The sequence below is a fragment of the Stenotrophomonas nematodicola genome, assembly GCF_009467805.1.
Taxonomy (GTDB): Bacteria; Pseudomonadota; Gammaproteobacteria; order Xanthomonadales; family Xanthomonadaceae; genus Stenotrophomonas; species Stenotrophomonas nematodicola.
On record NZ_WIAY01000001.1, the window covers coordinates 160,445 to 173,836 of the forward strand.

Here is a 13,392-nt window from a genome sequence, read left to right on the forward strand (position 1 = left end):
GTCGGCGGACGGACCGCCGACCGAGCGGCCGCCGCATTGCGCCGGCCATCCGCGTCTTGCGACGCTGCACACGCCAATTGCCGCCGTGAATGTGATGTTATAACATCCCGCCTCTTTCAAAAGGGGGATGTATGCGTCGTCAGGTACTTGCAGTCGCCATTCTTTTATCCATCCACAGTGCCTACGCGGCGGAGGACATCACGCTAGCCACGGTCCGCGTCAACGCCGATGGCCCGTCACGCATCGACAGCATCGTGGTGGTCCAGAACCGCCAGGCGCAGAACCGTACGCTCGGCACTCTGCTTGAGCATGTGTCCGGGGTGCAGAGCAGCGCCTTCGGACCGAACGCGGGCGCTCCGGTAATCCGCAGCCTGAGCGGCAACCGGGTGCAGATACTGGAGGATGGCCAGTCCATCCTCGGCCTGAACGCATTGAGCGGCGACATCAACATTCCCTTCGACCCGCTGTTTGTCCGCAGCGTCACGGTCAACAAGTCATCGGACACCGTCCGTTATGGCGGCAACGCGCTGGGCGGCAGCGTCAACATCGATTCCGGCCTGATCTCCCGGACGATGGAAGACCAGGACCAGGCGATGGAACTGGTACTGCGAAAAGGGTTCAACGCCGCCGACGCCCAGGGCTTCCGCATGAATTTCAACAACCGGCGCAACCTGTCCACGAACCTGCAGATGTCGGTCCAGCGGATCTCGCACTACGACATTCCGGGCAACAGCAAGGCCGCGGTGTGCGACAGCCAGCTTTTCCCGGCCACAGGCGGGGTCAACAGCGCGCTCGCCGACGCGTGCCAGAAAGAGGCGAGGGTGCAGCAGATCTACAACAAAGCCTCGCAGCCCTACATCGATCAGTTCATGACGGAAAATCCCGACTGGGCCGACGGTGACTTCTCCTTCTACACCAACGCACCCCGTTCGGTGTGGATGGGCAAGACCTATGTCAATCCGGTGAACCCTGCGTATCAGAAGGGCACGCCGTCGTATGTGACAAGCAGGATCAACCGCGATGTGACGCCCAACTACCACGGCACGCTCGGCAACAGCTACGCAAAGAACACGCATCTCGGCGTGGGCTCCACGTACTTCTTCGACCGTGGCCATGTGGGCGTCAGCCTGGATGCCACGGACAGCACCTACGGCGTGCCCGGCTTCTCGATGGAGAACCAGTCCTTCGGGGCGGACGCCACCCGCGACCGTCCGGTAGGCGTCAAGCTCACGCAGGACAAAGTGGCGATCGAAGGCCGGCTGCTGGACCCGCTGCCCTTCCTCGACAGCGCCGAGCTGCGGGCCTCCCGGTTAAGCAATACGTCGGGCGAGTACCTGGGCACCTCCAAGGCCAATGCGTACCGATTCGACACCACCCAGGCCGAACTGCTGCTGGCGCAGCGGCCACGTGGGCCGCTCAGCGGTGTGCTCGGCCTGAGTCATCGCACCCGCGACGTGGACGGCGAGGGCAAAGATCGCTACCTGCCAGACGTCATCACCGACAGCAGCGCGGTATTCGTCAAACAGACCCTGGCGTTCGATCGCGCCACCTTCGATGCCGGATACCGGCACGAACGTGTGGCGCACGACATCAGGGAAAGCCGCTTCACCCCCTCACGCAATTCCCCCAACATGCGACTGGCGGGCCGGTCCTACGCGCTCAACAGCTACAACGTCGGCAGCTATGTGAGGCTTGGCCCTCTCTTCGGTGCCAAGGTCCGCTATGCGTCCTCGCAACGGGCACCCGACATCAACGAGCTGTACGCCAGCAACCGCCACTACTCGATCATGACCCAGGAGGAGGGCAACCAGAACCTCCTGCCGGAACGTGCCCGGACCACCGAACTGACCCTGCTGTTCAACAGCGGTGGGCTGCAGGCCACGGCGACCGCGTATCGGATGAAGGTCGACGACTTCCTCTACCAGGGCTACGCGGGCCTGCAGACCGCCAACCGCTTGCCGCTGAAGTACTGGAAGCAGACCGATACCACCGTCAAAGGGTTCGAGGTGGACCTGGCGCAGTCGCTGGCGCTTGGACACGCCGGCACGCTCACGCTGGCTGCCTTTGCCGACCTGGTGAAGAACCGGGCCGACCATCCCGACCGTCTGCGCGCACACAACGACGGTGCGTACCTGCCCAACATGCCGACCAACCGCTACGGTGCGAACCTGGCGTGGGAGCGCGAGGGCTGGACCGCGCGGCTGTCCAGTACCTACTACGACACGCAGCGCTACCTGGGCAAGAACGTCAGCCAGGAAGTGCCGCTGGATGCGTTCAACCTGGTGGACCTGCAGCTCAGCCGTGCATTCGCCGTGCGCAACGCGTTCGCGTCATCCGTCGAGGTATTCCTCAATGGCTCCAACCTCCTCAATGAGGATGCGCGTCCACACAATTCACCGCTGAAGTACATCGCCCCGTTGCCCGGCCGTGGGTTCCAGGTCGGGGTAACGGTACGGATGTAGCCTGGATTGCGCCCCCCTGGGGGGGCGCAGCCACGGCGTCTTCGCATCGCCAGGGGTATAGTCGGAGCATCCTCAGCACAGGGATCGACGCGATGCAGAAGGGCTCGGATCTACTGGTCAAGGCGCTCGAGAACGAAGGCGTGGACCGCATCTTTGGCGTGCCGGGTGAGGAGAACCTGGACTTCCTGGAATCGCTGCGCGGCTCGCGCATCGAACTGGTTCTCACACGCCACGAACAGGCGGCCGCGTTCATGGCCGCCACGCATGGCAGGCTCACCGGCCGGCCCGGCGTCTGCCTCGCGACGCTGGGTCCCGGCGCGCTGAACTTCTCGACCGGCGCGGCCTACGCCCACCTCGGCGCGTGGCCGATGATCCTCATCACCGGCCAGAAGGCAGTGATGAGCGCCAAACAGGCGCGGTTCCAGATCGTGGATATCGTGGCGTCGATGAAGCCGCTCACGAAAATGACACGTCAGATCGTCAGCCCGGCCTCCATTCCGGCCACGGTGCGCGATGCGTTCCGCGTGGCGATGGAAGACCGCCCCGGGCCCGTCCACCTGGAACTGCCGGAGGACATCGCCGGTGAGGAAGTGGAGGATGTCGCGGTCATACCGGTGCACCCGCTGGAGCGTCCCATCGCGCCGCCGGCCGCACTCGACCGTGCCGAAGCGGCCATTCTTGCAGCCAGGCGGCCACTGGTGATGATCGGCGCGGCGTGCAGCCGGCCGTGGCTGGCCGAGGCGTTGTCCGCGTTTGTGGCGCGCACGCGCCTGCCGTTCTTCAACACGCAGATGGGCAAGGGCGCCGTCACCGGCGGCTCCAACCTGTACGTGGGAACGGCCGCCCTCTCGGAGGGTGACTATGTGCACGAGGCCATCGCCCGGGCCGACCTGATCATCGCCATCGGCCACGACACCGTCGAAAAGCCGCCGTTCCTGATGAAGAGCAGCGGTGGGCCCAAGGTCATCCATATCAGCTTCCAGTCCGCCACGGTCGAACAGGTCTACCACCCGGATATCGAGGTGCTGGGCGACATCGGCGCCTCGGTCGACGCACTGGCCGGCCGGCTGGAAGGACGCCTGCCCACCGATGAAGGCATGGTCGACCTGCGACAGAAGATCCTCGCCCGTCTCAACGACCGCGCCGAGGAAGATCGCTTCCCGGTCACCCCGCAACGTCTGGTGCATGACGTGCGCCAGTCCATGCCGGACGACGGCATCGTCTGCCTCGACAACGGCATGTACAAGATCTGGTTCGCCCGCAATTACCGCACGCATGTGGCCAACACACTGCTGCTCGACAACGCGCTCGCCACGATGGGCGCCGGCCTGCCGTCGGCCATGATGGCGGCGATGCTGTACCCGCAGCGTCGCGTCATGGCGGTGTGCGGAGACGGCGGGTTCATGATGAATTCGCAGGAGATGGAAACCGCCGTGCGGCTGGGGCTCAACCTGGTGGTGGTGATCCTCAATGACAGCGCTTACGGCATGATCCGCTGGAAGCAGGCGGTGGATGGTTTCGAGGACTTCGGCATGCGGTTTGGCAATCCGGATTTCGTAAAGTACGCCGAAGCCTACGGCGCCAAGGGCTCCCGGGTGACAGCCGTCGACCAGCTGGTGCCGATGATCGAGGCCGCCTTCGTCGGTGGCGGCGTTCACGTGGTGGATGTGCCGATCGACTATTCCGAGAACACCCGCGTACTGGTGGATGAGCTGCGCAATCGCACGCCGGTGGTCGGCTGCGCGTAGGCACGCTCTCCCTTTGGCAAGGAATTCAACATGCTGACCGTCGTACAGGCTTTCGACCGCGCGCCCATCGCAGAGATCGGCGTTGACAGTGCCGCCGCGCTGGAACGCAAGCTCAGCGCCGCCGAGCGGGTGTTCAAGGACCGCGACGGCTGGCTCCACCCTCATCAGCGCGTCGCGATCCTGCGCAGGCTCGCCGCCCTGATGGACGCAAGGCGCGAGCACCTGGCCCTGCAGATCGCCCGCGAGGGTGGCAAGCCGCTGCCGGATGCCATCGTCGAGACCACCCGTGCCATCGACGGCGTTCACAACGCCGCCGACGAACTGCGCAACTTTGCCGGCCGCGAGATCCCGATGGGCCTGTCGGCGGCCGCCGAGAATCGCTGGGCGTTCACCACCCGGGAACCCATCGGCATCGTGGCGGCCATCTCGGCGTTCAATCATCCGCTGAACCTGATCGTCCACCAGGTCGCCCCGGCCATCGCCGTTGGTTGCCCGGTCATCATCAAGCCGGCCTCCTCAACCCCGCTGTCATGCCTGGAGTTCGTGGCGATGGTGCACGAGGCGGGGCTGCCCGAACCGTGGTGCCAGAGTTTTCTGCCGGAAGGCAACGACCTGGCCGAGGCGCTCGCCACGGACAGACGCATTGCCTTCCTGAGCTTCATCGGCTCGGCGAGGGTAGGGTGGTCGCTGCATGCCAAGCTCGCCCACGGCGCACGCGCGGCGCTGGAGCACGGCGGGGTCGCGCCGGCCATTGTCGACCGCAGTGCCGACCTGCCCGGCATCATCGAGCCGATCGTCAAGGGCGGCTACTACCACGCCGGCCAGGTGTGCGTGTCCACGCAGCGCATCTTCGTTCACGACGCCATCGCCGAGGACTTCACCCAGGCCCTGATCGCCCGGGTGGAGCGCCTCCGCACCGGCGACCCGACGCTGCAGACCACCGAGGTGGGCCCGCTGATCCAGCCACGCGAGGCCGACCGCGTGGCTGAATGGATCGACGAAGCGGTGCGCGGCGGCGCGCAGTTGGTTGCTGGCGGGAGGCGGCTCTCCGACACCACACTGCAGCCCACCGTGCTGCTCAATCCGCCCGGCGACGCGCGGATCACCACGCAGGAGGTGTTCGGACCGGTGGTGGCGGTATACCGCTACGCCGGGCTCGACGAGGCGATAGCGCGCGCCAACGCGCTGCCCACCGCGTTCCAGGCCAGCGTGTTCGCGCAGGATATCGATATCGCCCTGCGCGCCGCGAACCGGCTGGACGCCTCGGCCGTGATGATCAACGATCCCACCGCATTCCGCACCGACTGGATGCCCTTCGCGGGCCGCCGCGAGTCGGGCTACGGCACCGGTGGCATTCCGTACACCATGCGGGACATGTCGCAGGAGAAGATGATCCTGATGCGGCGGCGCTGAACGCTGCCAGCCGCCAACGTTTGCCCGCCTCTCGTCAGTTCCTATGCTCGGTGTGGATACCTGCGGCGTCGACCTCAGCCGGCGTCCGTGGCCGTGCCCACGTCATGCAGGCTGCGCAGCTTCTTCTTGTTGATCTTGCCCACGCTGGTGCGCTCGATGGCGTCAACGAAGCGGACCCGGTCCGGGATCGCGTAGCGGGAGATGTCGCCCGAGCGGCTGCGTGCGGCGACCAGCTCGATGATCTCCGCTTCGCTGACCTCGCTGCCGGCACGCCGGACCACCAGCGGCAAGGGGCGTTCGCCCCATTTCGTGTCGCTGATGCCGATGACGGCCACCTCGCTCACTGCCGGGTGCAGCGCAATGATGTCTTCCAGCGCAAGCGAGGAGATCCACTCGCCACCGGTTTTGATCACATCCTTGATGCGGTCGGCCACGCGCAGGTAGCCGCCCGGATCGATATTGCCGATGTCCCCGGTATGGAGGTAACCACCTGCCCATAGCGCTGCCGAGGCGTCCGGATTGTGCAGATAGCCCTGCGTGAGCCAGGGCGCACGTACCACCACCTCGCCGGTCGCAATGCCATCGTGGGCAACGTCATGCATGTCTTCGTCGACGATGCGCAGGTCCACCAGCGGCACCGGGATGCCCGCCTTGGTCCGCAGCGAAAGCGCCTCGTCCGCATCGGTCAGGGCATCGACATCGATCTGGGCGAGGGTGAGCAGGGGGCAGGTCTCGGACATGCCGTAGCCGCCGAAAATGTCGATGCCAGCGGCCAGCGCCTGCTGCGCCAGCGCCCGCGGCAGTGCGGCGCCGCCGATGACCACTTTCCAGCGTCGAAGATCGGTCGTCGCGGCAGCGGGGTGGCCCAGCAGCATGTGCAGAATGGTCGGCACACAATGCGAGAACGTGACCTTTTCGCGGGCGATCAATCCCAGCAACCGCTCGGGCAGATAGCGTCCGGGGTACACCTGCTTGATGCCCATCAGCGTGGCCACATAGGGCAGGCCCCATGCGTGGACATGGAACATCGGCGTGATCGGCATGTACACGTCATCGCGGTGCAGGCGCCCCTGGCTGGCCGCACTGCCCAGCGCGGCCATCGCCGCCAGGGAATGCAGCACCAGTTGCCGGTGAGTGAAGTACACGCCTTTGGGCAGGCCGGTGGTGCCGGTCGTATAGAACGTGGTGGCGCGGGTGTTTTCATCGAAGTCCGGGAAGGCGGTGACCGCTGTGGCCTCCCGCAGACCGGCTTCATACTCGGTCACGAAACCCGTTGGCAGCGGGCCATCGCCATCGTCCAGCAGAATCCGCGTGCGCAGGTCCGGCAGCTGTTCCTCGATGCTCTCCAGCATCGGCAGGAACTCACGGTTGACCAGCAGCACCCGCGCCCCGCTGTGATTGAGCGTATAGGCGATCTGCTCGGGGGCCAGACGGATGTTCACCATCATCAGCACCGCACCGATCATCGGCACGGCGAAGTAGCTTTCCAGATAGCGGTTGCTGTCCCAGTCCATCACCGCCACGGTATCGCCGTGCTTGACTCCCAGCGATGTCAGCAGCCCGGCCAGTTGGCCGATGCGTGCCTGCAGGGTGCGGTAGTCGAAGCGCACCGTGTCGCCGTAGACGATCTCCTGTGCCGGATGGACCGCCAGTGGCGTGTGCAGGAGCTGCCTGATCAGCAGCGGGTAGGCATGGGCGTCGGGGGCATGGGACATGGGATCTTCCTGGAGGGCAACGCGTCAGCGGCTGACGGCTGTGGGGATGGACAGGTGGTCATGCCGCAGTGGCGCTTCGGCCCGAGGCGTCGGTTGGATGAGCGCATCCTGCGGCAGGGCGAGGGCGGCATCTTCAAGGTGATTCCACACCTGGTCCAGCGCGGCGAAGACGTAGGGCAGCAGCGGCACATAGCGCTTCCGGTAGTCCGGGAAGGCCAGCAACGAGTCGAAATGCTGTGCGTGATTCACCCGCCAATAGGCGATCCGGGCCCCGGCGCTGCGGGCAAGCGCAACATAGCGGTCACTGGTCAGGTCGATGGGCACCAGTCCGTCGTCAACGCCGTGGATGACCACGATCGGCAGCCCGCGACGCGGTGCCTTCGCGGCGGCCTCGGCAATGCCGGCACGCACCCGGCGGGCATCGGCGCTGTCGCCCCTGCCAAGCCCGCGCAGACACTCAAGGCCGCGCAACGGCTGCTCTGCCGACGATGCCGCGCTGCCATCCACCAGCACCACGCCGTTGCCCGGCGGGATGCCGCTGCCCTCGCTCCACCAGGTGGCACGCAGGCCGGCCGCTGCCGGGCCGGGCCTGCCGTCCGCGCCGGCAGCCGAGAAGCCGTAGCCGCAGGGATGCGCGCCCACGCTGTAGCGTCCATAGGATGAGGAATAGGTTGCCGCGATGGCACGCCACAGATCGAACCCTGCTGCGAACGCGCCGGCACGCAGGGCGCCGTCGCTCAGGCCCGCCTCGGCAAGCTGCTGCCGCGCCGACCGTGCCTGTGCCGCCGTGTCGTCGCCCTGAACCTCCCCGGCGGCGCGCAACTGTGCGCAGCGCATCGTGCCGGCCTGCGTTGCCTGTGCCTGCGGCGGCGGTTGTGGCAGATCCTCAAGGGCGAGCAGCGCGCACGGCATCAGCAGCGCGGACTGGGTCACGACCTCGTACAGCGGCGGGGCGCCGGCCACCGAGACATTGGGCTCACCGGCCACCATCGCATCAAACGCATCTACGTCGAGCTCCGCTGCCCGCAGCACGGCGCCGCCGCCATTGGACACGCCCACGCCCAGCGTGCGGGTGTTGGCGTTGGTGAAGGGAGCGGCGCGGGGGTAGGCGCGGTCCAGCGCCTGCTGGCCAAACTGCAGCGCCTGCAGCAGATGCCGGCCCCAATCCGCTTCCGGGTTGTCGCCCGAATGCGCGTGCTTGACGGCGATGCCGCGCGTGGCCATTGCATCGGCGGGGACGAATGCCAATGCGCCCTCGGTGGCGGGCGTGCCGTCCGCCTGGACGCCGGCGCGGGCGTCCAGATCGTAGTAGTCGCTGCCGGCACCCTTGTCGGTGTAGGCGACCGCGCACCCGCGCGCCAGTCCCCAGCTCCCGGCCACCGCAACGGCCCCATAGATGCCTCGCGAACCGGAGGAGGCGGCCACCACCAGGCAGCGCCGCGCACCATCGAAGGTGTCGGGCACCTGCACCAGCACGCGATGCGGGTGGCGCGCGCCGGGCACCCGCGCATACGCCGAGAACTCGCGGCCCGGCACCCCCTGCAATGACCCATACACCTCGCCAAAGCCACCGCCGGGGGTGAGGTCGGCGATGCCGCGCCAGCTGCTCCAGATCGCGCGGCGACGGGCCTCGTCCGCCGTCGGCTGGGCCGCGGTGGCGAACGGCGGCGCGTTGTTGGAACGCAGGGCGTCGATCCCCAGTCCTGCGGTCAGCAGATCATCACTGCCGCGGTGCAGCGTTTCCCGCCACTGCTCGAACACGGGCGATGCCGCGAGGGGGCGGGGCGGGGCCGCATCGGCAACGGACGCGCAGGCCGACAGCAGCGGCAGCGCGGCGCACAACAGGGACGCAGGACGGAGGTGGCTCATCGCACTACCGTAGCAAGCCCGACCGGTTCCGCCAGCGTACCTAGGTACCAGTGCCGCGCAGCGGACGATTTGCTAACCTCGGACGGACATGCCGACCCTCCTGATCGCCGATGACCACCCCCTGTTCCGCGCGGCGCTGCACCGCGCGGCAGAGGAGGCGGTGGCCGATCTGCAGATCAGCGAGGCCGATTCACTGCACGGCGTGCTCGAAGCGATCGAGGCGCAGCCGATCGACCTGATGCTGCTGGACCTGCACATGCCTGGCAATCACGGCCTCGCCGGATTGGCCACCATCCGTGCACTGCAGCCTGGCCTGGCGATCATCATCGTCTCGGCCAATGAGGAACCGCACGTGATCCGACGCGCCATCGACCTCGGTGCAGCAGGCTATCTCCCCAAGAGTTCCGGGCTGACCGACCTGCAGGCCGCGTTGCAGACGGTGCTCGATGGCGAGCGCTGGATACCGGCGTTGCTGCGCGAGCCGGTGGCGCGGGTAGCGCCCTTCAGCAGGGACATCGACCTGGCTGCGCGCCTGTCCAGCCTGTCCGCGCATCAGTACAAGGTGTTGAGCCTGGTGGCCGAAGGGCTGCTCAACAAGCAGATCGCCGATCGGCTGGGTGTGCAGTTGCGCACGGTCAAGGCGCATATGACCCGCATCATGGGCCGGCTCGGTGTGCGCAATCGTGCGCAGGCCATCCGCGTTCTGCACGAAATGGGCCTGGCCGATCCGTCCCGGCAGATCGACGAGGCGCAGGACACCTGATCCACCGCGCGGCAGGTTGCCCGCTCAGGCCTTGGCCGTGGCGGGCGCTGCCAGCAGATGGTTGATCGCCCAGCGCAGCGCCAGAGGCTTGAACGGCTTGTTCAGCAGCGACAGGCCCGCCTCGCGTACGGCATCACGCGTGTCGCTGCCGGTATCGGCACTGAGGATCACCGTCGGCCGCGGCCCATGCACGGCGACCAGCCGCTTCCAGAGCGCGACACCGGTATCGCCCTCGTCTAGGTGGTAGTCGAACAGCCACAGAGCGGCTTCATGTGCCGAGGCATCCAGCGCCCCGGCATCGCGTACCGCGACGACATCGCAGCCCCACGCAAGCAGCATCTGCCGCATCGCGTCCAGCGCGTCGGGATCATTGTCCACCACCAGTACACGGGCGCCCTTGAGCGTGCCGGTGCCACCGGTGGCAACCTCGGCGCGGGGGGCAGCCGGCGGTGCCGCCCGCGCCACGGCAATGGAGAAGGCCGCGCCGCGGTCGAGCACGCTGTGCAGTTCCAGCGGCGCGTGCAGCAGGTCGGCAATCCGGTGCGCGATGGTCAGCCCCAACCCCAGCCCCTGGCCATTGCTGCGGTCGCCACGGTGGAACTCCTCGAACACTACCGCCTGATGCTCCGGCGCGATGCCCGGACCGCTGTCATGCACGCCGATCAGCAGCGTCCGGCCCTGGCGGCGCACGCCCAGCAGCACGCCGCCACGACGGGTGTAGCGGATGGCGTTGGCCAGGAAGTTCTGCAGCACCCGGCGCAGCAGCAGCGGATCGCTGTGCACCCAGGCGCGGGTGCGCACGTAGCGGAACTGCAGGCCGCGCGCGGCGGCCAGCACCGCAAACTCCTGTGCAAGCGGATCCAGGACCGACGAAAGCGCGAACGGGCGTGGATCGGCTACCAGCCCGCCCGCTTCCAGCCGCGAAATATCCAGCAGGCCCGACAGCAGATCGTCGGTGGAATCCAGCGCACCCCGGATCTGGCGCAGGAAGCTGTCGAGAAACTCGGAGTGGATGTGCTGGGACATCGCATCGGTCAGCAGCTGCGCCGCATGCAGCGGCTGGATCAGGTCGTGGCCCACCGCCGTCAGGAAGCGGGTTTTGGCCACGTTGGCCCGTTCCGCTTCATGCACGGCTTCCTCCAACCGGGCGGTGCGGTCCTGCACGCGGCGCTCCAGCGTTTCGTTGCTGCGCTTGAGGGCATCTTCGGCGCGGCGGAACGCGGTGACATCGGTGAAGGTAGCCACGTAGCCGCCGCCCGGCATCGGGTTGCCGCGGATTTCGACGATGGTGTTGTCCGGGAAGATGCGCTCGGCCAGGTGCGGGGTGCCGCGTCGCATGTGCGCGACGCGGCGCAGCAGGGCCTTGTCGGGCGTGTCGCCGGGACCCTCACCGATCTTCAGTTGCCCCAGCGCCCATGCGGTGAGGCTGGCCACCGGCTGGCCCACCTGCAGCAGTTCCGGTGGGAACTTGAACAGCGCGGCGTAGCGGCTGTTCCAGGCGACCAGCTGGAGCTGGGCATCGACCACGCTGATGCCTTGGCTCATGTTCTCCAACGCGGCTTCCAGCAGGCGCTGGTTGAAGCGCAGCGCCTGGGTGGCTTCGCCTACCGCACGGGTGACAACATCCAGCGGGGCCGCGCCGCCATCGCGTGCCGCCTCCACCAGCAGCCGCGCCATGCCCGCGCCGACCACGGCGGTCAGTTCGCGCTCGATCGCCGTGACGCGGTCGTCATCGAGCATCTGCCCCGCATGCCCGTCCATCAGCTGTCGTGCGCGTTCCTGGCCCAGAAAGCGACCGGCGGTCCTGCGCATCGCGGCCGCCGCCACCGCGTCACGCTGCAGGGGCATCGAGGGGCGCGCCGCGCGCGACACCAGCACCACCGTCGCCAGATTCACCGCCAGGCTCGCCCCCATGCTGATGGCGATATGGCCCGGCTGCATGCGCAGGGAGAACATCGCCAGCCAGTGCAGCCCGTCGGGGCCGGCTGACGGCGGCGGGGCAGGGATCACCATCGGCAGCAGCACCAGCCACAGCCAGACGACCGAGCCCAGCACGATGCCGGCGATGATGGCCGGGGAGGGCGTGCGCGGGCGGTACACCGCCAGCAGCACCGCCGGTGCCAGCTGCGACAAGGCGGTGAAGGACATCAACCCGAAATCGCTGAGGGCCTCGGTGCCGCTCATCGCGCGGCTGTACAGCCACGACATCAGGAACACCGCCAGGATGCCGGCGCGACGGAACGCCAGCACCCGCGGCCGCAGGTCGGCACCGGTGTCGCCGCGCTCGATACCGCCCAGCAGGCGCGAGCCCACACCGTGGTTGCCCAGCATGATCGACAGCGTCAGGCCGGACAGGATCATCATGCCGGTAGCCGCGCTCAGGCTGCCCAGGTACGCCAGCAGCGCCAGCAGGTGATGGCCGCGCTGCTGCGGGAGGGCCAGCACATACAGGTCCGGCGACATCGTCGCCGGCAGCTGCGCCGCACCGGACAGCGCCATCGGCACCGACGGCAACCCGATCAGCAGCAGGTACAGCGGAAAGAGCCAGCGCGCTGTCTTCAGGTGCGACGACTGGCGCAGTTCCACCACCCCCACATGAAACTGATGCGGCAGGGTGAACGCCGCCATTGCACCAAGCGCCACCATCGTGAGGAAGTCCGGGATGATCGCCGGCGGCGGCAGATGCACCATTCTTTCCAGCAGTGGTGTGCCCGCCTGGTGCACCGAGACAGCGGCATAGAGGCCGATCGCCAGCAGCGCCGCCAGCTTCAGCACCGATTCCAGGCCCAGCGCGACCACGATACCGCGGTTGTGCTCGGTGGCCGACGCCTTGCGTGCACCAAACAGCATGGTGAACGCCGCCATCGTGAGCGCAAACCAGAACGACATGTCCAGCTGCCAGCCACTCGCCGCGAAATCATCGCCGAGCAGGGCACCGAGCCCCTGGCTGACGGCCTTGAGCTGCAGCGCGATGTACGGAATGATCCCGAACAGCGCGACCAGGGTGATGGTGACGCCCAGCCCTTGGTCGGTGCGCAGCCGCGCCACCACCAGGTCGGCGATGGTGGCGCTGTTGTGCTGCTTGGCCAGCCGCCCGAGCCGTGCGAGGAAGGGCAGGCCGAAGCCGAAGATCAGCGCCATGCCGATCAGCGTGGGCGGGATCGGAAAGCCCCACTGCACGCCCTGAGACGCCGCGCCGTAGTAGGTCCATGCGGTGCAGTGCACGCCCAGCGACAATGCATAGATGGCCGGCCACACCTTCGTGAGCCGATGCCCCTGGCGCTCTCCCCACAGGGCGACGCCAAACAGCAGCACGGTCCACGCAATGCAGGCGAACAGGACGATGGAGGGCGTCAACATCACTCCAGTGTAGAGAGAACCCCGGCCGGCGTGCAGCAGGCCGGCGCCGCGTTGCGGGAGAG

7 protein-coding genes are annotated in these 13,392 nt (G+C 67.5%); 4 read left to right on the plus strand and 3 right to left on the minus strand.

Annotated elements, in window-relative coordinates:
• Positions 1–131 precede the first annotated feature (131 nt).
• The 3 genes from GDJ08_RS00715 (at position 132) to GDJ08_RS00725 (ending at position 5,623) form a co-directional block, all read left to right on the plus strand.
• Positions 132–2,462, plus strand: coding sequence for a TonB-dependent receptor (locus tag GDJ08_RS00715; protein WP_017356245.1), 2,331 nt, complete (start codon positions 132–134; stop codon positions 2,460–2,462).
• A 92-nt stretch (positions 2,463–2,554) separates the two neighbouring features.
• The gene (locus tag GDJ08_RS00720; RefSeq protein ID WP_136004795.1) at positions 2,555–4,210 is read left to right on the plus strand and encodes an acetolactate synthase large subunit; all 1,656 of its coding nucleotides are present in this window, start codon (positions 2,555–2,557) and stop codon (positions 4,208–4,210) included.
• A 30-nt stretch (positions 4,211–4,240) separates the two neighbouring features.
• Entirely contained in the window at positions 4,241–5,623 is a 1,383-nt protein-coding gene (locus GDJ08_RS00725; protein WP_136004793.1) for an aldehyde dehydrogenase family protein, read from the plus strand.
• A gap of 74 nt (positions 5,624–5,697) precedes the next feature.
• On the opposite strand, the gene GDJ08_RS00730 is transcribed toward GDJ08_RS00725, so the two are convergent.
• Both GDJ08_RS00730 and GDJ08_RS00735 read right to left on the minus strand, forming a co-directional pair.
• Entirely contained in the window at positions 5,698–7,338 is a 1,641-nt protein-coding gene (locus GDJ08_RS00730; RefSeq protein WP_153164074.1) for a fatty acid--CoA ligase, read from the minus strand.
• Positions 7,339–7,362: 24 nt separating this feature from the next.
• On the minus strand, positions 7,363–9,207 hold the full coding sequence (locus tag GDJ08_RS00735) for a 3-hydroxybutyrate oligomer hydrolase family protein (protein ID WP_153164075.1): 1,845 nt from the start codon (positions 9,205–9,207) through the stop codon (positions 7,363–7,365).
• 88 nt (positions 9,208–9,295) lie between these two features.
• Between GDJ08_RS00735 and GDJ08_RS00740 the strand changes: the two genes are divergently transcribed.
• A complete protein-coding gene (locus GDJ08_RS00740; RefSeq protein ID WP_136004788.1) occupies positions 9,296–9,970 on the plus strand; it encodes a response regulator transcription factor in 675 nt (224 codons plus the stop codon).
• Between the two features lie 24 nt (positions 9,971–9,994).
• Here GDJ08_RS00740 and GDJ08_RS00745 read toward each other — a convergent pair whose 3' ends face one another.
• Positions 9,995–13,330, minus strand: coding sequence for a hybrid sensor histidine kinase/response regulator (locus GDJ08_RS00745; RefSeq protein ID WP_153164076.1), 3,336 nt, complete (start codon positions 13,328–13,330; stop codon positions 9,995–9,997).
• Positions 13,331–13,392: the final 62 nt, after the last annotated feature.

Coding starts and splice junctions, on each gene's coding strand:
- GDJ08_RS00745 (WP_153164076.1), bottom strand. CDS start 13,330: ATGTTGACGCCCTCCATCGTCCTGTTCGCCTGCATTGCGTGGACCGTG.
- GDJ08_RS00715 (WP_017356245.1), top strand. CDS start 132: ATGCGTCGTCAGGTACTTGCAGTCGCCATTCTTTTATCCATCCACAGT.
- GDJ08_RS00720 (WP_136004795.1), top strand. CDS start 2,555: ATGCAGAAGGGCTCGGATCTACTGGTCAAGGCGCTCGAGAACGAAGGC.
- GDJ08_RS00725 (WP_136004793.1), top strand. CDS start 4,241: ATGCTGACCGTCGTACAGGCTTTCGACCGCGCGCCCATCGCAGAGATC.
- GDJ08_RS00730 (WP_153164074.1), bottom strand. CDS start 7,338: ATGTCCCATGCCCCCGACGCCCATGCCTACCCGCTGCTGATCAGGCAG.
- GDJ08_RS00740 (WP_136004788.1), top strand. CDS start 9,296: ATGCCGACCCTCCTGATCGCCGATGACCACCCCCTGTTCCGCGCGGCG.
- GDJ08_RS00735 (WP_153164075.1), bottom strand. CDS start 9,207: ATGAGCCACCTCCGTCCTGCGTCCCTGTTGTGCGCCGCGCTGCCGCTG.